Below are 24,561 nucleotides of genomic sequence, written 5' to 3'. Positions count from 1 at the left end.
TTTCAACTCTATATTGCTGGTCATTTCTATTTTTTATATCATATCAGGAGGGGGAATATCCCCCTGATGAAGGATTAATTAATTTTAACATATTCTTTTAAAGAAATAACCTTTTTTGCAGAAAGAGGAGAGAAAATTAGTCCGCATCATTATACCTTTCAACCAGGACGGGTTGAAGCTGTTTACCTTCTAATGCGTCTTCTACTGTATCTAATAACAGAGTCATTCTGGCAACCATCGAATTTGGTTTTTTCACTGGATCATCCTGCCCATAGGGTATAAAATAAATATTTTTTGTTGCCATTAATTTCATTAAGTTTACACCGTTTAAACCAAGTGCATCATTTGTTGAAATCCCAAGAACGACAGGCTTTAAATTTCTTAAAGTTGCTTTTGCAGCCATTAAAACGGGGCTATCATTAATAGCATTGGCAAATTTACTCATTGAAACGCCTGTTAATGGCGCAATAACCATGCAATCAAGTGGAATTTTCGGACCTAAAGGTTCTGCTTTAACAATCGAATCAATCACCTTATGACCTGTTAAATCTTCAATTCTTTGAATCCAATCTTCCCCTTTACCAAAACGGGTTTCTGTATTTTTAACTGTAAATGTTACAACTGGCATTACCTCTGCACCGGCCTGCACTAATTTTTCAATTTCTGGGAAAACCGCATCATATGTGCAATGTGAGCCGGTAAGACCAAAGCCAATTCTTTTACCTTTTAAACTCATTTTACTTTCCCCTTTCGGTTTTTCAGGTCATCTTGGAGTAGTTGTGCTAGAACATCAGCAAGAATAGTACCTGCTGTTTTCGGAGCAACAATACCAGGCAAACTAGGTGCGAGCAAAGCTTTAATTCCTCGTTTTTCTGCATAACGAAAATCTGTTCCGCCAGGCTTTGAGGCAATATCAATAACCAAGGTATGGGCTGGCAGCTTTGCTATTACTGATGCACTTACGATTGGATAGGGAATGGTGTTGATCAGAATATCCGTCCCCGTAACTTCTTTCTCGATATTGCTTAAATGAAATGGAGTGACACCCATTTCGGTAATCCTTGCAAGATGTTCACTTTTTCTTGCTCCAACTTTTACTTTTGCACCAAGTGCATGGAAGGCCCTCGCTGTACTCATACCGCATCTTCCTAAGCCCAAAATGGTGATATTAGAACTATGAATGGTAAAATCGGTATGCTGTATAGCCATCATAATTGTTCCTTCGACCGTGGGAATAGAATTATATATAGCTACATCGTCCCTTGAGAATAGCTGCACAAGTGTTCTTTTCGACTGCTTTATAATTCCGTTTAAAAATGCATTACTTATTCCTGAATAAATCGTGCAATGTTCAGGGGTTTTAGAAAGTATATCCTCTGATAAAATTACTTTCTCATTCGAGAAAATCGTTTCTACCTGACCTTCTAGATTCGTGCCAGCTACTGGCAAAATAAGAGCGTCTATATTCGAGAAATCAACCTCATCCAACTTTTCCTTAACAGCACCAGTGAACGCATGGTCAAGGTGTTCGAACCCAATTAGCGATAGTCGGGCATCTAATTCGGTTAACTTCCGGATAATTTCCAGCTGTCTGGCATCTCCACCAATCAAGGCTATCTGCATCCCTGTCAGCATGAAAACATTCACCTTCTTTTTTAAAATCCACATAGGAATTCTTTTTCATTGTCTAGCTCCAGATCCCAGCGGCTAGTAGACTTCACACATCTCCCTGCTATAAGTCAACACAGGAACGCTTCGCTTTAAGTGTTGACTTAATCTAAGTCTAAGTGCTCAAGTCCAACGTAGCACAAAGGAAGCTTCCGCTTTCTTCTTATCACTTCACCATCTTATGTAATTTTGCTTCATTAGGTGAGTTTTCCACCTTTAGAAAAATAAAAAAAGCCCAAGCAAAAATTGTTTTGCTTGGGCTTCTTTATGTTGGCTATTCATCATCCGGAATATCAATAATGATCATGTCCGTTCCAATTTTTTTTATATGCTGCCATGGCACTCTGATTTCATCACCCTGTTTCCGAAAACCAAACCACTTTAATGAAGGAATTAGCAGTGCCTGTATTTGACCAGTGCCTTCATTAATTTCTAAATCGGTTTGACCAAGTACTCCGAGGCGCTCTGCCTTTTTAACATCAACAATTTCTTTACCGCTTAATTCACTTAACCTCACTGCATAGGAACCCCCTTCATTACCCTTTTTTATTAGTTTATAAGAGGAAGTCCATATTTAGACTAAAGAAAAAACAGTTCGAAAAGAAATGTTGTCTTCTATTAAGATAATTTATTTGGGAATTCTCCATCAGGACTAATCAATGTCACGGAGTATTGATCAGTAAAAACTGCATTTGCCATTTCGTCAACGCTATTTTTAGAAACTGCATCAATCTGTTCAATAATTTCGTCAAGAGAGCGATGCCGTTTTAATAAAAGTTCATTTTTACCGTTACGGCTCATTCGGCTATTTGTACTTTCTAAACTTAACATTAAGCCGCCTTTCAACTGCTCTTTACTATTCGTTAATTCCTTTTCAGTAATTCCATCATGTTTTAATTTTCCTAGAGTTTCCTGGATAGTTTCAAATAAAACATCCAACTGCTTAGCACCTGTTCCTCCGTAGACAGTCACAATCCCACTATCCTGGTAGGCAGAATGGTAGGAGAATACTGAGTAAGCTAAGCCCCTTTGTTCACGAACTTCCTGAAATAGTCTTGAGCTCATGCTTCCACCTAATATATTGTTCAAGGTAATTAAACTATATATATCCTCATGTCCTACCTTTAATCCTTCAAAACCAATACATAAATGGGCTTGCTCTGTATCTTTTTTCCTTGATATTCGATTGGAATGAAATGAAGGAACGTTTTCAGGCGTTTCTTTTATACCGCCCTGATAGGAACCAAAATAATCTTCAACATCCTTGATAAAACTTTCTGAAACATTTCCAGCAATCGAAATGACTACATTTTCAGGTGTATATCGTTCATGAATATATTCCTTGAGTGTTTCTCCAGTAAAAGTATTTAATGTTTCCTCCGTCCCTAAGATTGGGTATCCAAGTGGATGATCACCAAAAACAGCCCGGCTTAATAAATCATGAACAATATCGTCCGGCGTATCTTCATACATTTTTATCTCTTCTAAAACTACATTTCTTTCTTTATTTAATTCTTCTTCCACAAATGTAGAATTAAAGAACATATCAGCTAACACATCTAATGCGAATTTAGAATGGGTATCAAGCACTTTTGCATAATAGCATGTATATTCTTTGGAAGTAAAGGCATTTACCTGTCCGCCAATGCTATCAAATGATTCAGCAATTTCCTTTGCCGATCGTGTAGTTGTTCCTTTAAAAAACATATGCTCTAGGAAATGGGAAATCCCATTTGTTTTTGGATTCTCATTTCTAGAACCTGTACCAATCCAAACACCTATGGCAACAGATCGGACGGTTGGGATATTTTCTAATACAATTCTTACTCCGTTTTGGCAAGTGTACTTATTAATCATTGACTTCCTCCTGTCGATACAGTGAAACTTCAATTAGTGGGGGGTCTTCCCCCCACTAATTGTTAGTTGAACCAATCGGGCTTTTATGGGCAGTTGAGCCCCTATTATACATATTTTCACTCTAAGTCTTTACATGGTGGTCTTACTGCCAGTTAATTCGGGATAAACAGCAGATGCTACTACTCCAATTATTTATTATACTTTCTAAAAAGTATTTTCTCCATTTTTCTGTTATATTTTGCCTCAATTATTTAATAATTCTTTCCTCGTTCATTAGTTCAGTAACCGTACCAATTTGTAAATTTTTTTGCTTAATTAAGGTAATCAGTTGATCGAGCGATTTTGCTGTTGATTCGGTTGGATGCATGAGAACCATCGAACCATTATCAATTTTAGACATGACACGATTAATTAGAACCTCGGGAGATGGCTTTCGCCAGTCTACTGTATCTACCGTCCACATCACCGTTTTCATGTTAAGTTCATTTGCAATTTTTATTGTCTCATCCCGATAGCTGCCGCTAGGTGGTGCGAACCAAACACATTTCTCCCCTGTCGCTGCTTCAATAATCTCATTAGTTTTAATAATTTGTTCCCGTGCCTTTGCTGCAGTCAGTTGCTTCATATCCGGATGGGAGTAAGAATGATTTCCTACTTCATGGCCAGCGCTCACAATCATTTTTGCAAGTTCAGGATTCTTTTTAACCCAATTCCCTTCAAGAAAAAAACTCGCTGAAACATTGTGTCTTTTTAGAGTAGCAAGCATCCCGGATAAATATTCATTACCCCATGCAACATTAATAATGAATGTAACCATAGGTTTATCAGGATGACCTTTATAAATCGGTGAGGGTGGTAAATCCTGTAGATGTATCTTTGGTTTGGTCTGAACAAACACAAGCTTCTTTTCATCAAAAACTTTCTTTATCTTCATATTTTTATACGAAGCAGCAATATCAATTTTGAGTCCATTATATCCGGGAATGGCCTTCCAGACTGAGTCAACCTTCGCATCGGATGGTGGAATTTCATATGTAGATGCTTTTTTAATAATACTTTGATATAGAGGATCTGACTCCTGCTTAGCTGCCGGAAGTGCAGATTGTTTTAATACGGCTATAAATTTATCCACTATAGGATTGTTTACTAAAATCCATGCAGCCAAACAAATAACAAAAAAAATAAGAACCTTTTTCATCTACATTTCCCCCTTCCATACAGATTATGTATAAGGGGGACAAGGTAGAACTGAGAAGCTGATGTACCAGTTATAAATACATTATATATGGAAAAAGTCAGGGAATGACCCCTGACTTTTTATTATCTTAGATTTTTCATATGCCTGCTTTTCTGCTTATTGCTTATCTTCAGCCTTTTCCCGCTGTTCTTTTAAAACGACTTTGCGAGATAAATTAACACGGCCTTGTTTATCTATTTCGGTCACCTTAACTAAAATTTCGTCCCCGATCTTTACAACATCTTCCACTTTACCTACACGCTCTTCAGCAAGTTCAGAAATGTGAACGAGTCCGTCTTTTCCTGCAAAGATTTCTACAAAGGCCCCAAACTTTTCTATCCGTTTTACCTTACCAAGATACATTTGTCCTACTTCAACCTCACGGACAATATCCTCAATGATTTTCTTCGCTTTTTGATTCATTTCTTGATTAGCAGAAGCAATAAAGATAGTACCATCTTGCTCGATATCAATCTTAACGCCAGTTTCTTCAATAATCTTATTAATTTGTTTACCACTTGGTCCAATGACATCGCGAATCTTATCCGGGTTGATTGTCATTGTTAAGATTTTCGGTGCAAACTGGGAAAGCTCTGTTCTTGGTTCTGTAATCGTAGCTAGCATTGAATCTAAAATATGCATTCTTCCAACCTTTGCCTGCTGCAAAGCCTCTTCTAAAATCTCACGGGAAAGACCAGCAATTTTAATATCCATTTGAAGTGCCGTAACCCCTTTTGCGGTTCCAGCAACTTTAAAATCCATGTCTCCCAGATGATCTTCCATTCCTTGAATATCAGATAAAACAGTATAATGCTCACCTGATTTTACAAGTCCCATAGCAATCCCTGCAACAGGTGCTTTTATTGGCACACCTGCATCCATCATTGCTAATGTACTGGCACAAATACTAGCTTGTGATGTTGAACCATTCGATTCAAGTACCTCAGAAACGAGACGGATGGTGTATGGAAAATCGTTTTCAGACGGAATAACCGGTTCAAGAGCTCGTTCACCAAGCGCTCCATGTCCAATTTCTCTTCGGCCTGGCCCACGGATTGGACCAGTTTCTCCAACACTAAAGGATGGGAAATTGTAATGGTGCATAAAGCGCTTTTCTTCCTCGATACCTAAACCATCAAGAATCTGAACATCACCCATTGCGCCAAGGGTACAGATACTTAATGCTTGAGTTTGCCCGCGTGTAAATAATCCGGAACCGTGTGTACGCGGCAATATACTAACTTGTGAAGATAATGGACGAATTTCATCAATTTTACGACCATCTGGACGAACCTTTTCCACTGTTATTAAGCGGCGTACTTCACCCTTGACGATCTTGTCCAAGATTTGCTTCACTTGTTTCATGTCGTCCTCTGTTGCTTCTTGTTCCACATATTTGGCAATAACCTGGTTTTTAACTTCTTTAATGGCATCCTCACGAGCATGCTTTTCTTGAACTTGAATAGCCTTAAGCATGTCAGCTTCACATAATTCTCTTACTTCAGCTTCAAGTTCTTTATCTATTTCATATAAGGTGATTTCTCTTTTTTCTTTACCAATTTCAGCAACAATTTTCTCCTGGAAATCGATTAAGCGTTTGATTTCATCGTGACCAAACATAATGGCCTCAAGCATGATTTCTTCAGGCACTTCAAGAGCTCCTGCCTCAACCATATTAATCGCATCTTTTGTACCGGCAACTGTTAAGTGGATATCACTATTTTCAGCCTGGTCAACAGTTGGGTTGATAACAAATTCATTATTTACCCGACCAACAACGACACCAGCAATTGGCCCTTCAAATGGAATATCTGAAGTACAAAGCGCCAAAGAAGACCCGAACATCGCTGCCATTTCTGTTGAGCAATCTTGATCCACACTCATAACGATACTAATTACCTGAACATCATTTCGGAAACCATCAGCAAAAAGCGGACGTATCGGACGGTCAATCAGACGACTAGCTAAAATAGCCTTTTCACTCGGACGGCCTTCACGTTTAATAAACCCACCAGGGATTTTCCCAACTGCATACAATCGTTCCTCATAGTTAACTGTTAATGGAAAAAAATCTAGGTTCTTCGGTTCTTTTGATGCTGTTGCAGTACTTAATACGGCAGTATCACCGTAGCGAACCAGAACTGCACCGTTTGCTTGTTTTGCTAATTGGCCGATTTCAACGGTTAGTTTACGTCCAGCCCAATCCATAGAATATTCATGTTTCATTTGTTCCATATTTTTACCCCTCTCTATCTACATCACTTAGAGGATGATGCGAAAAAAATTATTTCGCTGTAATCATCATTTTAATCTATAGTCATATAAAAAAAGCCTAAAAAGCTTATATTATCAATCAAATTAATTATAGTATGCACAAATAAGTTCTGAATTAAAATTATGTATAAAAATTTCTTTATTTGTCTACCTTCATCGCCTTTTAAACCTAACAAAAAAGCGGGAAAAATCCCGCTTCTGTAAACTAACGACGTAGACCAAGCTTATTAATTAACACACGGTAACGTTGAACGTCTTTATTACGAAGAAATGTTAAAAGATTACGACGTTTACCAACCATTTTCAAAAGACCGCGACGTGAGTGGTGATCTTTCTTGTGTGTACGTAAGTGCTCGTTCAAATTATTGATTGATTCAGTAAGGACAGCGATTTGAACTTCTGCAGATCCAGTGTCGTTCTCATGAGTTTTGTACTCATTGATAAGTTCATTTTTACGTTCTTGAGTGATTGCCATCCAGGTTCACCTCCTAATTTTTCATATCCCCTGTTACCGAGCAAGCGTCGGTGACTCGTCTTGCCAAGCAAAGGTTTGTTTTTAATACGTATTTAAGAATACATGGTTTTACGTCAAAAAGCAAGTTAAAACCTTACTTTATTGTAAGAAAAACTTCTTTTAAGCGACAATGTCAGGAAAATTGTCGATTATTTTTAAAGTAATCAATTGTTTGTTGTTTATCTTTTTCTATTTGTGTGACGAGTTGTTCGATACCTGAAAATTTTTGTTCCTTACGAAGGTAAAGATGCCATTCGATGACCACTTCTTGCCCATAAATATCTTGATCAAAGTCAAATAAATGAACCTCTACAGACAGCTTTTTTGATTCCTTATTAAACGTAGGTTTATACCCCACATTACAAACTCCATAATACCAATCAGAATAAACTCTCATTCTCACTGCATAAACTCCAAGAGGAGGGATGATATATTCATCCTTAATGTTAATATTTGCAGTTGGAAAACCAATTGTCCTGCCGCGTTTATCCCCATGAATGACCTCTCCAGTTATTGTATAGAATCTTCCAAGAAGTGATGGAAGTTCATTTGTTTTTCCTTCCTTAAGAAGATGTCGAATTTTTGTTGAGCTTACCTTTTCGTTGTCTTGAACAAACTTTGGAACAACTGAATAAGAAAATTTTTCTCGTGAATGAAATGGTAAGGTTTCCATAGTCCCTTTCCCCATTCGTCCATACGTATAGTCAAATCCAGCCACTACATGTTGTACATTAAGCCCAATTACATACTGATCGATAAATTCCTGGGGCAGTAGATGAGCGAATTCCGCTGAGAAATTGACAATAAATAAATAATCTATCCCAAGTTCTTCAATAAATTTAACTTTTTCACCTAATGGGGTTATATATTGAACATGCTTTTCATTTTTTCCTAATACAACAGAAGGATGGGGGTCAAATGTCATTACTGCACTATAACAACCTTTTTCTTCTGCTTGCTTTTTTGCCTCTAAAATGACTTGTTGATGGCCGAGGTGAACACCGTCAAAATAACCAAGTGCCATTGCCAGAGGGGGGAACTCATTGCTTGCTATCTTATATGGGAAACTAAGCCTTTTTACTTCCAAATGAAACTCACCTTTTCTTTACCGACCCTTTTTATTCTATATCGTTACGTAATACTTTAACTGGTTTAAGAAGACCTGGCTTGTTTGGATGCTTTGAATAAATAGCCAGAGCCAGTCCATCTTCAGTTTCAGCAATAATTGGTCCGTTACTGGTTTTTAAATGTTCTGGTATTTCTAATAGTGCACCGTTTTTCACTTTCTCTGCTACTTTATCATTAATCAGTAATTTCGGCAAATGAGAAAGCGCTGATTCTAATGGTCTTAACACGCTAGAGATGGTGCCGGCTTCCATATGTTTTTCAATTTCTTCAAATGTTAAACAATCATCCAATGTAAAAGCAGCAGATTGAACTCGTTGTAAACTGGACATATGAGCAGGAAAGCCAAGGAGTTCGCCAATCATGACAGCTAATGTACGGATATAAGTCCCTTTACTGCAACTGACCTTAAAACGAAATGAAATAACCTCCCCTTGAAATTGGTCCCTATCATCTAGCATTTCGATAGAATAAATGGTTACTTTCCTGGTAGGGCGTTCTACTTCTATTCCTTTACGAGCATATTCATAAAGTCTTACCCCTCCTACTTTCACTGCAGAATACATCGGTGGAGTTTGTTCTATTTCCCCTGTGAGCGAATGCAGTACCTTCATTATTTCTTCTCTAGAAATGATCCGATCCACGGCCTTTTTTTCTACCACATCACCTGAAGCATCTTCAGTAGTTGTGGAAAACCCAACCGTCACTTCCCCTACATAAGCTTTACCTGCATCAGTTATGTATTCCGCTACTTTTGTTGCTTTCCCAATACAAATAGGAAGAACTCCGGTCACATCAGGATCAAGTGTACCGGTATGACCCACCTTCTTCGTCTTTAGAATCTTTCTTAATTTAAAAATACAGTCATGCGATGTTAACCCAGCAGGCTTAAATAATGGTAAAATCCCTTCCAAGATTAACTCTCCTATCTAAATGTTATCGAAAAAAATGGATAGACTTGTGTCTATCCATTTCCCTTTAAAATTTTACTCTTCTTCATTCTTGTCCATCGGTTTGTCATCGGTATGCAATTGATGGAGAAGTGTTTCAATTCGGTTTCCATAATCAATGGATTCATCCCATTCAAAGATGATTTCTGGTGTTTTACGAAGACGAATACGGTGGCCTATTTCAGTTCGAATAAAGCCTTTTGCTTTTGCCAGACCTTTTAAGGTATTCTCCTTTTGTTCGTCATCACCTAATACAGATATAAATACTTTTGCTTGTTGAAGATCTCCTGTTACTTGAACGTCAGTAACTGTCACAAAGCCGATCCGAGGATCTTTAATTTTACGACCGATGATGTCACTAAGTTCTTTTTTCATTTGTTCTCCAACACGATTTGCTCTGTGGCTCATCACATTCACCTCTTAACTTAAAGCCAATCAATCTCGGTGATCGTTCTTTCTATTTCCGGAAATGAGTCAATTAGTTTAAGCGCGTTTTGCAATTCCTGCTCTGTAGATACCCGTGAAGAAGTAACAACAGCAATGGCTATTTTTGTTCTTTGCCATACATCTTGATAGTCCACCTCTGCCACGGATACATTAAATTTTTGCTTTAGCCGGGTCAGGATACGCTGCAAAACGGCGCGTTTCTCTTTTAATGAATGTGCATCATAGATGATACATTCACAAACGGCTGTACCGACAATCATTTCCGCTCTATTTCTTCCATTACATAAGCTTCAATGATATCTCCTTCTTTAACATCATTAAAGTTTTTAATGGTTATTCCACATTCGTAGCCTTGTGCCACTTCTTTAGCATCGTCTTTAAATCGTTTTAAAGCATCAATTTGACCTTCAAAGATGACAACCCCGTTACGAATTAAGCGAATACCGCTATCACGGGTAATTTTTCCATCTGTTACATAAGAACCTGCAATTGTCCCAACCTTAGAAACCTTAAAGGTTTGACGAATTTCTGCTTGACCGATGATTTTTTCTTCAAATTCAGGATCAAGCATCCCTTTCATCGCTGCTTCAATCTCTTCAATTACTTTATATATAATTCTGTGAAGACGGACGTCTACTTTTTCAGCCTCTGCTGCACGTTTCGCATTTACATCCGGACGAACGTTAAAGCCGATAACGATGGCATTTGAAGCAGCGGCAAGACTAATATCCGACTCATTAATTGCACCTGCTCCACTATGAATAATCTTGATATTAACACCTTGGACATCTATTTTTTGCAAGGAAGCGGCAACTGCCTCTGCAGAACCTTGGACATCTGCTTTAAGAATAATATTTAAATCCTTCATTTCACCTTGCTTTAATTGATCAAATAGATTTTCTAGACTAACGATGGATTTTTCACCACGCTGGGCAACTAAAGCCTGTTGTGCACGTGCCTCTCCAACTTGTCTTGCAGTTTTCTCATCTTCAAAAACAACGAATCGGTCGCCAGCCTGCGGTACTTCACTTAAGCCTGTAATTTCAACAGGTGTTGAAGGCGCTGCTTCTTTTACACGACGGCCCTTATCATTTACCATTGCACGTACACGGCCATACGTATTACCAACAACGATTGGATCGCCGATTTTAAGCGTACCGTTTTGAACTAGAAGGGTTGCAACTGATCCACGTCCCTTATCTAATTGTGCTTCGATAACAGTTCCAACAGCCTTGCGATTAGGATTTGCCTTATATTCTTCTACTTCACTTACAAGAAGAATCATTTCAAGAAGATTGTCGATTCCTTCACCTGTTTTTGCAGATAGTGGAACAAAAATTGTATCCCCGCCCCAAGCTTCTGATACTAAGCCGTGCTCAGTCAATTCCTGCATAACACGATCAGCATTTGCGGCCTCTTTATCCATTTTATTTACAGCGACGATAATTGGAACTTCAGCTGCTTTTGCATGGTTAATCGCTTCAACCGTTTGTGGCATAACACCGTCATCAGCGGCCACTACAAGGATGGTGATGTCAGTAATTTTCGCACCCCGGGCACGCATTGTTGTGAATGCAGCGTGTCCTGGTGTGTCTAGGAAGGTAATTTTCTTACCATTTTCAACTACTTGATAGGCACCGATATGCTGCGTAATACCACCAGCTTCTCCTTCGGTAACCTTTGTATTTCGAATCGAATCAAGCAAGGTTGTTTTACCGTGGTCAACATGCCCCATAATGGTAACAACAGAAGGTCTTTCTACTAAGTCTTCCGCAGTGTCCTCTGTAAAATACACTTCAAGGTCGGTCGTATCTATTTTAATTTCCTCTTCAACCTCTACCCCATATTCACCGGCAATCAATTCAATCGCATCTTTATCTAACACTTGATTAATTGTCGCCATTACCCCAAGTAAAAAGAGCTTTTTAATGATTTCTGAAGGTTCGCGATAGATCTTTTTCGCAAGCTCTCCAACCGTTAGAGATTCACTAAAAGTAATTTTAGCAGGAAGCTCCTTCTCTTTTTTCTTCACGGGCTGTGCATGTTGAACTGGAGTATGCGACTTCTTCTTTTTATTATTATTATTATTATTACGATTTTGGTTATTATTATAAGGCCGAGCCTTAGCTTTATCAGCGCTGCTAAACACTTTGTTTTCTTTTGATTGATATTCTTGGTTTTGCTTTTTGCCTTCAACCTTTTTTGGAGGCGAGACTACTTTTACCTTGCTAGGGGCAGCATTTTTATCTGCAGCCTCCTCAAATGCTTTAGCTGTTTTTGCCTGTACTTGTGGTTTTTGCCCTGACTGAGCCGGTCTTTGGTTTTGACGATTCTGCTGCCCGCCTGGACGTGAGTTTGAGCGATTTTGCTGCCCACTATTCTTTTTTGGCTGTTGTGTGTTGTTCTCTTTTTTATTATAAGCTGCATCAAGCTTTTTGATATCTGCATCTTCAATTGTTGCCATATGATTAGAGACCTCTATATTCATTTCTTTTAATTTATTGATAATTTCTTTACTTGAAATATTGTGTTTCTTTGCATATTCATAAACACGGATTTTACTCATTATTTCACCCCCGCTAAATTTAATCGAGCAACGTTATCAGTTTTTTTGCAAATCCATCATCCATAACAGCTACAACAACGCGGGCTTCTTTGCCAATTGCTTGACCAAGAAGATAACGATTTTCCACCATTTTTAATGGAACTTGATAGGAATTACATTTATCTGTAATTTTTTTTGTCGTATTGGTAGACGCATCTGCGGCTAATAAAACAAGCTTCGCTTTTCCGTTCCGGATTTCCTTAACGGCAAGCTCCTCACCTGAAATGATTTTACGCGCCCGATTGGCTAAGCCAAGCAATGACATCCATTGATTTTGTTTCATTTGGATTGTCAGTTCTCCTTCTCTATTAGCTCAAGTAGTTCTTCATATATAGAATCATCAATAGAAACTTCTAAATGGTTAGATAAAGTGTTTTTTTTCATGGCTAGTAGGACTGCTTCTTTGTCCTTTGAAAGGTAGGCTCCTCTGCCGGATTTTTTTCCAGTCAAATCAATGGATACTTCCCCTTCTTTGGAGCGAACGATGCGAACGAGTTCTTTTTTCGGTTTCATTTCACCGGTTGCAACACATTTGCGCATAGGAACTTTTTTTCTAGAGTTCACTTATCATTCACCTCACCTAATCGTCTAACTCTTCATCATAATCAAAATCAGTATCGACCTGATCGTCAAACAGCCTGATTGTTTCCTCACGCGGATAAATTCCTAGTTCACGTGCTTCGGTTTCTGATTTGATATCAATTTTCCACCCTGTTAATTTCGCAGCAAGGCGGGCGTTTTGTCCACGTTTACCTATTGCCAAGGAAAGCTGATAATCTGGGACAACAACTGTTGTTGCCTTTTCATTTTCATTCACCATTACATCGAGTACTTTAGAAGGGCTAAGCGAATTAGCTACAAAAACAACAGGATCGTCAGACCATTTCACAATATCGATTTTTTCACCCTTCAATTCATTGACAACTGCTTGAACCCGTGTTCCCTTTGGTCCAACACACGAGCCTACTGGGTCAACCTCATGATTATCCGAATGAACGGAAATCTTCGAGCGATCGCCCGCTTCACGAGCCACCGATTTAATTTCTACAGTACCATCGTAAATTTCAGGTACTTCAATTTCAAATAAACGTTTTAATAATCCTGGATGGGTTCGAGAAACAAAAATTTGTGGACCCTTTGTCGTTTTTTCAACCTTTGTAATAAATACCTTGATACGATCGTGCGGCTTATATCGTTCATTAGGCATTTGTTCATTTACAGGTAATAATGCTTCTATTTTTCCAAGGCTGACATAAATAAATTTGGAATCCAGCCTTTGAACAATACCTGTCATAATATCTTCTTCACGGTCGATAAATTCCGAATAAATAATTCCTCTTTCCGCTTCTCTTACACGCTGGGTAACCACTTGTTTAGCTGTTTGCGCGGCAATCCTTCCGAAGTCTTTTGGCGTTACTTCCATTTCGACAACATCTTCTACTTGGTAATTAGGATTAATGCGCACGGCATCTGCTAAAGAAATTTCAAGACGTGGGTCAAATACCTGATCTACCACTTCTTTTCTTGCAAAAACACGCATGGAGCCTGTTTGTAAATTAAAGTCAATACGGACATTTTGTGCCTGATTGAAATTACGACGGTATGCTGATACCAGTGCCGCTTCAATTGCTTCAATTAAAATATCCCTGGAAATACCTTTCTCTCTTTCCAGTATTGTAAGAGCATCTAATAATTCGCTGCTCATTTCGTTGTATCCCCCTAATCCTATTCAATTTTTATTCTTTTTTCCTTATGAAAAAACAACAGCAAGTCGTGCATTCGCTACTTTTTCATATGGAATGTCAACGGACTTTTTGCGAGTTTTAATCTTAACCTCAATTTTTAAATGTTGACCATCAAATTCGAGTAATGTGCCCTCGAAGCTTTTTTCCCCATTTATTGGCTCATAGGTTTTAATAACGACATTTTTGCCGATTGCCTTTTCGAAATCTTTTTCTTTTTTTAATGGACGCTCCGCACCTGGAGATGACACTTCAAGAAAGTAGTTATGGGGAATTGGATCAATCTCATCGAGTTTTTCACTTAGTCGCTCACTAACTAGACCACAATCCTCAATATCCACACCAGTATCTTTATCGATATATACGCGGAGGAACCAGCTTTTTCCTTCTTTCACATATTCAATATCCACTAATTCCAGTCCAAGCTCTTGAAAAATTGGTGCGGCCAGTTCTTCTACAACTTCCGTTACTTTGCTCATGCTTTACCTCCTCTTCTACATTATTTCACCCATATTCTATGTAGTTCACTGAAAGTTTTATCAAGTACACTTAAAAACATTTGTAAACAAAACCAAGATACGGATGGTGCCGCAACTCGATTACATAACGAAAGAGTGGGTTTCCCCACTCTTGAACACGAGAGTATTTCTTAGTATTTCCAATAAAACTATACCATAACCACCATTTATATGCAAATCCCAGCGAGTCATAACAATGTTTTTCCTTTTTAGAACAACGAAAGCTGGTTTTGCTCTGGAAGAGATTTTAAACAGCCTTGTTTGTCTAAATATTCGAGAATAGTCTTGGATACCTTGCCACGCTGCTGCAGGTCTTCTTTTGATAAAAATTCTCCTTCTCCTCTGGCCTTAACAATATTATAGGCTGCGTTTGTTCCTAACCCAGGGATGGAATTAAACGGAGGAATTAAGGAATTTCCATCAATAATAAAATCCGATGCATCAGAATTGTATAAATCATAATTTTGGAATGTAAAACCTCTTTCGGTCATTTCAAGCGCTAACTCTAGAACTGTTAACAGGTTCTTCTCTTTATTTGATGCCTCAAGACCTTTTACATTAATTTCCTCTATTTTTGCTCGAATGGCCTCTGAGCCTCGTGACATTGCTTCAATATCGAAGTCCTCCGCGCGGACAGTAAAGTAGGCTGCATAATACAATAGCGGAAGATGGACTTTAAAATACGCAATCCTTACTGCCATTAATACATAAGCAGCAGCGTGGGCCTTAGGGAACATATATTTTATCTTTTTGCAGGAATCAATATACCATTCCGGGACTTCATTTTTTCGCATTTCTGCTTCCATTTCTTCGCTTAAACCTTTACCTTTACGGACGGATTCCATTATTTTAAAAGCAAAAGAAGGCTCTAGCCCCTGATAAATCAAGTAGACCATGATATCATCACGACAGCCGATTACTTCGCTTAAGTTACAAATTTGGTTATGAATTAATTCCTGTGCATTCCCCAACCAAACATCCGTTCCATGAGATAGACCTGAAATCTGAACTAGTTCAGAGAAGGTTGTCGGTTTTGTATCCTCAAGCATTTGCCGCACAAACCTCGTTCCAAACTCAGGAATACCAAGTGTACCTGTTTTACACATGATTTGTTGTTCTGTTACCCCTAGGGATTCGGTATTACTAAAAATTTTCATGACCTCAGGGTCGTCTGTTGGAATTGTTTTTGGATCGATTCCACTTAGGTCTTGAAGCATCCGGATAACTGTTGGATCATCGTGACCTAGAATATCAAGTTTCAGGACATTATCATGGATGGAATGGAAATCAAAATGTGTTGTTTTCCATTCAGAGTTTCGATCATCTGCAGGGAATTGAATCGGTGTAAAATCATAAACATCCATGTAATCAGGAATAACGATTATACCCCCTGGATGCTGTCCAGTGGTTCTTTTCACACCAGTACACCCGGAAGCAAGTCGTTCCACTTCCGCATTACGAATTTGTAGATTGTTATCTTGCTGGTATGCCTTTACGTAACCAAAGGCAGTTTTATCTGCCACAGTACCGATTGTCCCAGCACGGTATACATATTCTTCACCAAACAAGACTTTTGTGTAGTTATGGGCACGCGGCTGGTACTCTCCCGAAAAGTTCAAATCGATATCAGGGACTTTGTCTCCTTTAAAACCCAGGAAGGTTTCAAACGGTATATCGTGTCCATCCTTACGATATTTTTCTCCACAATTTGGACAATCTTTATCAGGCAAATCAAATCCAGAGCCAACCGATCCATCATTAAAGAACTCGGAATGCTTACATGTCGGGCACACATAATGTGGCGGTAAAGGATTCACCTCGGTAATTTCCGTCATTGTCGCTACCAATGATGAACCGACAGATCCCCGAGAACCAACGAGATAGCCATCATCGAGCGATTTTTTCACAAGCTTATGTGAAATCAAATAAATAACGGCAAATCCATGCCCAATGATACTTTTTAGTTCTTTTTCCAGACGTGCTTCAACAATTTCAGGAAGCGGCTCTCCATATATTCTATGAGCCATTTCATAACTCATTTGGCGCATCTCATCTTCCGCGCCTTCAATTTTTGGAGTGTATAAATCGTCTTTGATCGGTTTAATGAACTCAATCATATCAGCAATTTTATTTGTGTTTGTAACCACAATTTCTTTTGCTTTTTCTGCCCCCAAAAACGAAAAAGCATCAAGCATCTCATTTGTAGTCCTAAAATGAACATCCGGAAGCTCATGGCGGTTCAACGGGTTCGCTCCGCCTTGTGAGTTGATTAAAATTTTTCGATAGATTTTATCATTTTCATTTAAATAATGAACATTTCCGGTTGCAACAACAGGCAAGCCTAATTTATCGCCAAGAATAACGATTTTACTAATAATATCTTCCATCGCTTTTTCATCGCGGACTAATTCCATTTCAATTAACGGCGCGTTTACTTCTTTCGGCATTACCTCAAAATAGTCATAAAAACGGGCATGTGATTCAACTTCTTCTGGTGACTTTTGCATCATCCCTTCAAACACTTCACCTTTATTACATGCTGACCCAACAAGAATTCCATCCCTGTATTTTTGGAGGACTGATCTCGGGATTCTTGGAACTCTATAAAAATACTCAATATGTGAGATCGAAACAAGTTTAAATAAATTCTTTAAGCCGTGTTCATTTTGAGCTAAAAGTGTGCAATGATATGGGCGGGCACGTTGATAAGCATTCCCTTTCCCCATATTATCGTTAAATTCATCATGGTATTCGATCCCCTTTTCAAGGGCATCTTTAAGCATTTTCAAGAGTAAATAACCCGTTGCCTCTGCATCATAAATCGCACGGTGATGCTGTGTTAATTCAATATCAAACTTTTTAGCAAGTGTATTTAATCGGTGGTTTTTCATTTCCGGATATAAGAATCGTCCTAACTCAAGTGTATCAATAACAGGATTTTTCGCCTTTTCAAGTCCTATTTTTTTATACCCGACGTTGAGGAAACCCATATCAAAGGAAGCATTATGAGCAACAAGAACTGCATCCCCAACCCATTCATAAAAATCTTTAATTACCTCATCTACTTCTGGAGCGTTTTGTACCATATCATCTGTGATACCTGTCAGATTAATCGTTGTGGCTGAAAGACGATGATGCGGATTGGCAAATGACTCAAAGCGATCAATGATTTCCTCGTCCTTCACCTTTACGGCCGCAAGCTCGATAATCGTATCATAAACGGCAGAAAGTCCTGTTGTTTCAACGTCAAAAATAACGAAGGTATCTTCCGCAAGTAAGCGATGGGCATCGTTATAGGCGATTGGTACACCATCATCGACAAGGTTTACTTCAACCCCGTATAGAATTTTTATATCATTCTTCTTTCCGGCTCCATATGCTTCTGGAAATGATTGGGCAACGGCATGGTCGGTCACAGCAATAGCTTTATGACCCCACTTTTTTGCCTGGGTAATCAATGCACTTACCGGAGTTACAGCATCCATTTGACTCATCGGGGTGTGAAGATGCAGTTCAACGCGTTTTTCATCCGCAGGTGCAGTGTCCTTACGTTCAACAGGCTTAATTTCATTAATATCATTTGCAATCATGACAAGGTCACGAACGAAGGTATCGTTCTGGATGCTTCCGCGGACCTTAACCCACATTCCCTTCTTCACAAGCTGAAACAAGGCGGCATCCTCTTTATCTCTTGAGAACATTTTCACCATGATTGAACTAGTATAATCAGTAATCTTAAAGGTTAGGAGTGAACGGCCGCTTCTTAACTCTCGAATCTCAGCATTAAAAATATACCCTTCAACCGCAACCCTTCTTTCTTCATCAACAATATCAATTAAACTCCGGAAGTCACTATCATCTTTAATTGTTAAACCAATCGTAAGCGGACCCTCCGGCACATCACCACCAGAGTGTTCCTTTTCAGCTTCTTTCTTCTGCATCTCTACCATTGCCAAAAGGGCACGTTCCTGATCTTCTTTTTGTTTAGCAAGTAAAAACTGCTCATATTCATCATTTGTTTCTTCTGTTTTTATGTCTGTCTCGATAGCTAGCAGAGGAAAACCAAAGGATTGATAAATATTTCCAATCAAAGAGCCATATTTTCGTTTTAACGCTAGACCCTCTGCCTCATTTCTCACAGTAATCGTTAGCTTATTCCCGCTGACATCCGGCATTTGTTCATTAAGCAGCTTTATTAGCGGCGGTGAGATACCATCAATTTGCTGAATACAAAAACCCCAATATTCTTTTAATAATTCCGGTGTGATTACTTGATTAATCACATTGATATCGTATGAAATGGTTGCAATACTCGAAAAAGTTCTTTCTAACTGTGTTGTAAAATTAAGATATACATTGAAAGGCAGGATTTTCTCAAATAAAAATTGAAAATGCCACTTTCTTGCTTTTTTTTCAACTAGAAGCCTTTCTATTTGCGCATTGTTGAAATGTACTACTACAGCATCCTCTACCAATTGCATCTGCTGGAGCAAGAGTTGGAATCGCTCTTTATTGCCTAAGGCATGTTCGCTCATCGTCTCTCTCCCATCTATTCAAAATCAATTATCTTTATCTATGGCTCTTTTCGCATAGATTGTTGTTTTTAGACTATAAAGTTTGTCCGTTGATTTCCGCTCCAGGCACTTGCTTTCCGCGGGGAGGGATGGGAGCCTCCTCGGCGTTACCGCCTGCGGGGTCTCCCACTTCCCTCTTTTTCCCGCAGGAGTCAAGTGCCCTCCGCTACAATCAACTCAGATTGTTAAAGTTAAATTACACTAATAAAGCAACAAACTTTAGGAAAACAGCCTTATCTATATCAAAATTTAATTATATCATATGATCTACAATGATTCGGCTTAATTCGACAGAAAACTTCATCCATTTTAATTACGAAAAAAATAAATTGGGATCGCGACTGCGATCCCAATTAGGTGATTAATTATATCATCTTAGAGGAAGAACCTCTGAATATCATTCCATGTGACGACAAGCATCAGCAACATAAGGAGGGCAAATCCGATAAAATGAACCATCCCTTCTTTCTGACGGTCAATTGGCTTCCCTCTAACTGCTTCCACTGCAAAGAACATCAATCTTCCGCCATCAAGAGCAGGAATTGGTAATAAATTCATAATCCCTAAGTTAATACTTAAGATCCCAGCCCATTTCATTAAATAATAAATACCTGATTTGGCTACTTCTGCAGTTGAATTATATATTCCAACCGGGCCGGAAAGTGCATCGATAGAAAATTGACCTGTGACTAAATTTCCAAGCATCACAAAAATTTGCTTTGTCCAGAAATAAGTTTCTGTAAAACCATATTTAACTGCTTGAAAAGGAGATTTTTCGACAGGGCTGTAAACGCCGATAATTCCTATCTTCTTACCCTCAACTGTTTTTTCAAGCGGTGTTACTTGAATTACACTTTCTTTTCCATCTCTAATAATCGAGAAATCAAGTTTTTTATTTGGGTTTTTTTGAATGATTTCTACCACATCAGACCAGCTTGAAATTTCTGAACCATTAATACTCTGAACGATATCTCCTTTTTGCAGACCTGCTGATTTAGCTGCACCGTCGGGGGTAATAGCACCTAATTGAGGTTCGTTCGAAGGCACACCTTGTAAAAGAGCGATTAATATAAATATGAAAAATGCAAGGACAAAGTTCATTGCCGGTCCTGCAAAAATCGCCAAAAATCTTTGCGGTAATGTCTTTGAGCCAAATTGACGATCAATTGGAGCAATTTGGGATTCACTCCCATTTTCAACAATGACTGCGCTAGGATTTACACTAAAAGTCTGCATACTTTCACTATCATCTTCAGGAAATCCCTTTATGACTAAATCTTTTTCGATATCTGCATACTCAACTTCAACAATCCGACAATTTGGAAACTTTTCTTTATTGTTTAATATAATTTTGTTAACATGATTTTCATTGTCAAACAAAAGACCAATTCGATATCCAGGTTTAATTTCTACCGATTCCGGATCTTCTCCTGCCATTCGAACAAATCCTCCGATTGGTAATAAACGGATCGTATAGGTAGTCTCACCTTTCTTATGTGTGAACACTTTTGGTCCCATACCGATCGCAAACTCTCGGCAGAGAATACCTGCTCTTTTAGCGAAAATGAAATGTCCTAATTCATGAAAGAAGACTAGTGCGCCAAAAATCACAATAAAGGCAATAACTGTACTCAATTATAAAACCACCTTTTTTATAGAAGTGAATGTACATACTGTCTCGTTTCTTTATCTACCTCTTCTATCATTGTTAAGCTTGGATGATCCATGGTTTGATGAGTGCTTAATGCCTTCTCAATCAAATCTTCGATCTGCAAGAAACGAATTTTACCTTTTAAAAACGCAGCTACGGCAGTTTCGTTGGCAGCATTCAAAACAGTTGGCATTGTTCCGCCTTTTTTTCCAGCCATATAAGCATATTTCAGACAGCGGAACCTTTCAACATCCATTTCCTGAAAATGTAGTTTACCAATACTCGCCAAATTTAACCGGGTACCAGAGGGAAGAGGCAGGCGGTCAGGGTATGTGAGTGCATATTGGATTGGCACTCTCATATCTGGTGTTCCAAGTTGGGCGATAATACTTGAGTCATGGAATTCAATCATAGAATGGATGATACTTTCTTTATGGAGCAATACATCAATTTTTTCATATGGCATATGAAACAACCAATGTGCCTCAATTACCTCTAACCCTTTGTTCATCATCGTGGCAGAGTCAATCGTAATTTTCGCACCCATCGACCAATTCGGGTGGTTCAAAGCCTCTTGTACCGTAACATTTTCTAGCTCTTCACGAGTCCTGTCACGAAAACTGCCACCCGAAGCTGTTAAAATTAATCTTTCAATATTTTTATCCTTTTCTCCTTGTAAGGCCTGGAAAATAGCTGAATGCTCGCTATCCACAGGAAGAAGTCGTACATTATTCTTTCTTGCCGCCTCCATTACTAAATGCCCTGCCGTTACAAGTGTTTCTTTATTCGCAATCGCAATTTCCTTTTTACATTCAATTGCTTGTAATGTTGGATGTAAACCAACACTGCCAAGAACGGCATTGACAAGGATATTAGATTTTTCATATACAGCTACCTCTATCAATCCTTCATTACCGTAAGTAAACTTTGTTTGAGGAAATTCTGCTTTTAATGTATTACAATCACTATGGTCTTGTACAGAAACTAGCTCTGGCTTAAACTCGACAATCAATTTTCGTGCCAAATCGATATTTTTACCAACGGAAAATGCAGCTAACTTAAATTGGGTTGGATGCTCACGAATAATATCAATCGTCTGTGTCCCGACTGATCCTGTTGCACCCAATAAATTAATTAATTTCAAAACATTCAACTCCTATAAGAAAAGCAAAAACAAATTATCCCGCTTTAACGGGCAGTAAGACCCCTTTTCAAAACTTTATAAGAACTATTAAGGATTTGCGGAGGGTTCAACTGCCCGTAAAAGCCCGATTGGTTCAACTAACAATCAGTGAAAAAAAACACTGATTGTAGTTTCACTTATCCCGCTTTAACGGGCAGTAAGACCCCTCTTCAAAACTTTATAAGAACTATTAAGGATTTGCGGAGGATTCAACTGCCCGTAAAAGCCCGATTGGTTCAACTAACAATCAGTGAAAAAAAACACTGATTGTAGTTTCACTTATCCCGCTTTAACGGGCAGTAAGACCCCTTTTCAAAACTTTATAAGAACTATTAAGGATTTGCGGAGGGTTCAACTGCCCGTAAAAGCCCGATTGGTTCAACTAACAATCAGTGGAAAAAAACACTGATTGTAGTTTCACTTATCCCGCTTTAACGGGAGCCCACTGATTGTTTGTTGAACTTTAATTCCAAAGGTGGAATAGGTTTAATATTGGCCAAACAAATATTAGGCTGTCAAAGCGATCAAGTATACCTCCATGACCAGGTAAAATTTTTCCTGAATCTTTCACATTAAAATGACGTTTAAAAGCGGATTGAACAAGATCGCCAATTTGTCCAAAAACAGATAGTACAGCAGTTATTCCAATTATTGACCCTTTTATATCAGTGAATAATACAAAGAGAAGGGCAACAATAACTGCACAAACGACACCGCCTAAGAAACCTTCAACGGTCTTATTAGGGCTGATTTCTGGCCAGAGCTTTCTCTTTCCAAGCGCTTTCCCAATAAAGTAAGCACCTGAATCCGTTGCCCAAACCATAAATAAGGAATATAAAATGTAAACTAATCCCCCATCCACCCTTGTTTCAAAGAAAAAATAAAAGCCAATTCCTACATAAAGGGCGGATAGTATGGAAAATGAGACATCCTCAAATGTAAAACGATTCTTGGTAATCACAGTGTATGTCAATAATAATAGTATAAACACAATGCACAATTCTGTTTTTGAATAATAAAAAGTATCCAAGACATATTGATACTTCTCCGGAAAAATTAGTACCCATAGAAACAAAATCGAAAGTATTCCATGGATAGAAAAAATGTTAAGATTTTTCATTCTCATTAATTCATACAACCCAATAGTAGCTAAAAAATAGGTTAATACTACAAGCGGAATCCCGCCAAAATAAACAATTGGCAAAAATAATGCCGCAGCGACGACTCCTGTTATGATTCTTTGCTTCATTTAGTAATTCAACACCTTTTTTATTCTATAAGCCACCATACCGACGTTGGCGTTTTTGGAAGACATCAACCGCTTCAAGCAAATGATCCTCATTAAAGTCAGGCCATAATACATCCGTAAACCAAAACTCCGAGTAAGCCAATTGCCAAAGCATAAAGTTACTCAAGCGAATTTCACCACTAGTACGGATTAAAAGGTCAGGATCAGTGAAATTCGAACTCATTAGGTAGGAGGAGAATACTCGTTCGTCGAGTTCACTCTCTTTTAGTATGCCATTTTTGCTATCATTTAAGACTTGCTTAACCGCATCGAGTATCTCAGCTCTGCTTCCATAATTCAAGGCAAAGTTTAACACGAGTCCGGTGTTATCTTTCGTTTCTTCCATAGCTTTTTCTATTGCTCGAAGAGTATGTATTGGAAGCTGATCTTTATAACCCATCATTTTCACTTGAACATTATTCTTAACTAAATCAGGAAGAAATGTCCCTAAAAATTCTTCCGGCAGCTTCATAATGTATTCAACTTCATTTTTGGGGCGCTTCCAGTTCTCAGTTGAAAAAGCATACAGGGTTAAGACTTTTATTCCAAGATCATTTGCCAACATGGTTGTTTTACGAACAACCTTCATCCCTTCATGATGGCCAGCAATACGCGGTAACGCCCTTTTTTTAGCCCAGCGCCCGTTGCCATCCATTATTATGGCAACATGCTCAGGAACAGGCAGTTTTTTTATTTCTTCTATTTTATCTCGGAGTGTGGAAGAGGTATTTTGCTTCTTCCTAAGTATAAATTTATTTAACATAACATTGCTCCTCAATTAGTTAATCATTTCCTCCGAAAATAGATCATTTACAATTGAATCAGATGTAGGTATGTAAAGTATCTTTTAGGTTAGATGGTATTATCATACCAAAAAAGCTAGAAGATATCTCTAATAATAACTTATGTAAAATAAAAGGAATTAAGA

At 38.4% G+C, this 24,561-nt stretch carries 21 protein-coding genes; all 21 read right to left on the bottom strand.

Annotated elements, in window-relative coordinates; genetic code table 11:
* Positions 1-136: 136 nt before the first annotated feature.
* Positions 137-736 (bottom strand): dipicolinate synthase subunit B, encoded by a 600-nt coding sequence (gene dpaB / locus QNH20_RS09570; protein WP_283922656.1) that lies wholly within the window; start codon positions 734-736, stop codon positions 137-139.
* Positions 733-1,635 carry a dipicolinic acid synthetase subunit A gene (gene dpaA / locus QNH20_RS09565; protein WP_283922655.1) on the bottom strand — a complete coding sequence of 301 codons (903 nt, stop codon included), beginning with the start codon at positions 1,633-1,635 and terminating at the stop codon, positions 733-735. The genes dpaB and dpaA overlap by 4 nt, the downstream gene beginning before the upstream one ends.
* 307 nt (positions 1,636-1,942) lie before the next feature.
* Positions 1,943-2,185 carry a YlmC/YmxH family sporulation protein gene (locus QNH20_RS09560; RefSeq protein WP_283922654.1) on the bottom strand — a complete coding sequence of 81 codons (243 nt, stop codon included), beginning with the start codon at positions 2,183-2,185 and terminating at the stop codon, positions 1,943-1,945.
* 101 nt (positions 2,186-2,286) lie between these two features.
* The gene (locus tag QNH20_RS09555; protein ID WP_283922653.1) at positions 2,287-3,525 is read right to left on the bottom strand and encodes a M16 family metallopeptidase; all 1,239 of its coding nucleotides are present in this window, start codon (positions 3,523-3,525) and stop codon (positions 2,287-2,289) included.
* Positions 3,526-3,772: 247 nt separating this feature from the next.
* Entirely contained in the window at positions 3,773-4,723 is a 951-nt protein-coding gene (locus QNH20_RS09550) for a polysaccharide deacetylase family protein (protein ID WP_283922652.1), read from the bottom strand.
* 156 nt (positions 4,724-4,879) lie between these two features.
* Positions 4,880-6,997 carry a polyribonucleotide nucleotidyltransferase gene (pnp, locus tag QNH20_RS09545; protein ID WP_283922651.1) on the bottom strand — a complete coding sequence of 706 codons (2,118 nt, stop codon included), beginning with the start codon at positions 6,995-6,997 and terminating at the stop codon, positions 4,880-4,882.
* A 244-nt stretch (positions 6,998-7,241) separates the two neighbouring features.
* Complete coding sequence (gene rpsO / locus QNH20_RS09540) at positions 7,242-7,511, bottom strand: 30S ribosomal protein S15 (protein WP_149869610.1); 270 nt, start codon at positions 7,509-7,511, stop codon at positions 7,242-7,244.
* A 172-nt stretch (positions 7,512-7,683) separates the two neighbouring features.
* A complete protein-coding gene (gene ribF, locus QNH20_RS09535) occupies positions 7,684-8,637 on the bottom strand; it encodes a bifunctional riboflavin kinase/FAD synthetase (protein ID WP_283922650.1) in 954 nt (317 codons plus the stop codon).
* 31 nt (positions 8,638-8,668) lie between these two features.
* A complete protein-coding gene (gene truB / locus QNH20_RS09530) occupies positions 8,669-9,589 on the bottom strand; it encodes a tRNA pseudouridine(55) synthase TruB (protein ID WP_283922649.1) in 921 nt (306 codons plus the stop codon).
* Between the two features lie 72 nt (positions 9,590-9,661).
* Positions 9,662-10,033 (bottom strand): 30S ribosome-binding factor RbfA, encoded by a 372-nt coding sequence (rbfA, locus tag QNH20_RS09525; protein ID WP_283922648.1) that lies wholly within the window; start codon positions 10,031-10,033, stop codon positions 9,662-9,664.
* 17 nt (positions 10,034-10,050) lie between these two features.
* Positions 10,051-10,332 carry a DUF503 domain-containing protein gene (locus QNH20_RS09520; RefSeq protein ID WP_283922647.1) on the bottom strand — a complete coding sequence of 94 codons (282 nt, stop codon included), beginning with the start codon at positions 10,330-10,332 and terminating at the stop codon, positions 10,051-10,053.
* Positions 10,329-12,638, bottom strand: a complete 2,310-nt coding sequence (gene infB, locus QNH20_RS09515) for a translation initiation factor IF-2 (protein WP_283922646.1) — start codon at positions 12,636-12,638, stop codon at positions 10,329-10,331. Before infB ends, QNH20_RS09520 begins: the two co-directional genes overlap by 4 nt.
* A gap of 19 nt (positions 12,639-12,657) precedes the next feature.
* The gene (locus QNH20_RS09510) at positions 12,658-12,960 is read right to left on the bottom strand and encodes a YlxQ family RNA-binding protein (protein WP_283922645.1); all 303 of its coding nucleotides are present in this window, start codon (positions 12,958-12,960) and stop codon (positions 12,658-12,660) included.
* 8 nt (positions 12,961-12,968) lie between these two features.
* Entirely contained in the window at positions 12,969-13,241 is a 273-nt protein-coding gene (gene rnpM / locus QNH20_RS09505) for an RNase P modulator RnpM (RefSeq protein ID WP_283922644.1), read from the bottom strand.
* A gap of 16 nt (positions 13,242-13,257) precedes the next feature.
* A complete protein-coding gene (gene nusA / locus QNH20_RS09500; protein ID WP_283922643.1) occupies positions 13,258-14,382 on the bottom strand; it encodes a transcription termination factor NusA in 1,125 nt (374 codons plus the stop codon).
* Positions 14,383-14,427: 45 nt separating this feature from the next.
* Positions 14,428-14,898, bottom strand: a complete 471-nt coding sequence (gene rimP, locus QNH20_RS09495; RefSeq protein WP_283922642.1) for a ribosome maturation factor RimP — start codon at positions 14,896-14,898, stop codon at positions 14,428-14,430.
* 248 nt (positions 14,899-15,146) lie between these two features.
* The gene (locus QNH20_RS09490) at positions 15,147-19,472 is read right to left on the bottom strand and encodes a PolC-type DNA polymerase III (RefSeq protein ID WP_283922641.1); all 4,326 of its coding nucleotides are present in this window, start codon (positions 19,470-19,472) and stop codon (positions 15,147-15,149) included.
* A gap of 414 nt (positions 19,473-19,886) precedes the next feature.
* Entirely contained in the window at positions 19,887-21,146 is a 1,260-nt protein-coding gene (gene rseP / locus QNH20_RS09485) for an RIP metalloprotease RseP (RefSeq protein ID WP_283922640.1), read from the bottom strand.
* Positions 21,147-21,163: 17 nt separating this feature from the next.
* The gene (gene dxr / locus QNH20_RS09480; protein ID WP_283922639.1) at positions 21,164-22,306 is read right to left on the bottom strand and encodes a 1-deoxy-D-xylulose-5-phosphate reductoisomerase; all 1,143 of its coding nucleotides are present in this window, start codon (positions 22,304-22,306) and stop codon (positions 21,164-21,166) included.
* 502 nt (positions 22,307-22,808) lie between these two features.
* The gene (locus tag QNH20_RS09475) at positions 22,809-23,594 is read right to left on the bottom strand and encodes a phosphatidate cytidylyltransferase (RefSeq protein WP_283922638.1); all 786 of its coding nucleotides are present in this window, start codon (positions 23,592-23,594) and stop codon (positions 22,809-22,811) included.
* Between the two features lie 25 nt (positions 23,595-23,619).
* A complete protein-coding gene (locus QNH20_RS09470) occupies positions 23,620-24,396 on the bottom strand; it encodes an undecaprenyl pyrophosphate synthase (protein WP_283922637.1) in 777 nt (258 codons plus the stop codon).
* Between the last annotated feature and the right edge of the window lie 165 nt (positions 24,397-24,561).

The sequence above is a fragment of the Neobacillus sp. WH10 genome (assembly GCF_030123405.1).
Taxonomy (GTDB): Bacteria; Bacillota; Bacilli; order Bacillales; family Cytobacillaceae; genus Neobacillus.
This window is presented reverse-complemented; position numbering and strand designations above follow the sequence as displayed.

What these genes read in the sequence shown, in the direction of transcription:
- QNH20_RS09475 (WP_283922638.1), bottom strand. Translation starts at nt 23,594, where the DNA reads ATGAAGCAAAGAATCATAACAGGAGTCGTCGCTGCGGCATTATTTTTG.
- dpaA (WP_283922655.1), bottom strand. Translation starts at nt 1,635, where the DNA reads ATGCTGACAGGGATGCAGATAGCCTTGATTGGTGGAGATGCCAGACAG.
- infB (WP_283922646.1), bottom strand. Translation starts at nt 12,638, where the DNA reads ATGAGTAAAATCCGTGTTTATGAATATGCAAAGAAACACAATATTTCA.
- nusA (WP_283922643.1), bottom strand. Translation starts at nt 14,382, where the DNA reads ATGAGCAGCGAATTATTAGATGCTCTTACAATACTGGAAAGAGAGAAA.
- QNH20_RS09550 (WP_283922652.1), bottom strand. Translation starts at nt 4,723, where the DNA reads ATGAAAAAGGTTCTTATTTTTTTTGTTATTTGTTTGGCTGCATGGATT.
- pnp (WP_283922651.1), bottom strand. Translation starts at nt 6,997, where the DNA reads ATGGAACAAATGAAACATGAATATTCTATGGATTGGGCTGGACGTAAA.
- QNH20_RS09555 (WP_283922653.1), bottom strand. Translation starts at nt 3,525, where the DNA reads ATGATTAATAAGTACACTTGCCAAAACGGAGTAAGAATTGTATTAGAA.
- rimP (WP_283922642.1), bottom strand. Translation starts at nt 14,898, where the DNA reads ATGAGCAAAGTAACGGAAGTTGTAGAAGAACTGGCCGCACCAATTTTT.
- QNH20_RS09510 (WP_283922645.1), bottom strand. Translation starts at nt 12,960, where the DNA reads ATGAAACAAAATCAATGGATGTCATTGCTTGGCTTAGCCAATCGGGCG.
- QNH20_RS09490 (WP_283922641.1), bottom strand. Translation starts at nt 19,472, where the DNA reads ATGAGCGAACATGCCTTAGGCAATAAAGAGCGATTCCAACTCTTGCTC.
- QNH20_RS09470 (WP_283922637.1), bottom strand. Translation starts at nt 24,396, where the DNA reads ATGTTAAATAAATTTATACTTAGGAAGAAGCAAAATACCTCTTCCACA.
- rbfA (WP_283922648.1), bottom strand. Translation starts at nt 10,033, where the DNA reads ATGAGCCACAGAGCAAATCGTGTTGGAGAACAAATGAAAAAAGAACTT.
- dpaB (WP_283922656.1), bottom strand. Translation starts at nt 736, where the DNA reads ATGAGTTTAAAAGGTAAAAGAATTGGCTTTGGTCTTACCGGCTCACAT.
- QNH20_RS09520 (WP_283922647.1), bottom strand. Translation starts at nt 10,332, where the DNA reads ATGATTGTCGGTACAGCCGTTTGTGAATGTATCATCTATGATGCACAT.
- rpsO (WP_149869610.1), bottom strand. Translation starts at nt 7,511, where the DNA reads ATGGCAATCACTCAAGAACGTAAAAATGAACTTATCAATGAGTACAAA.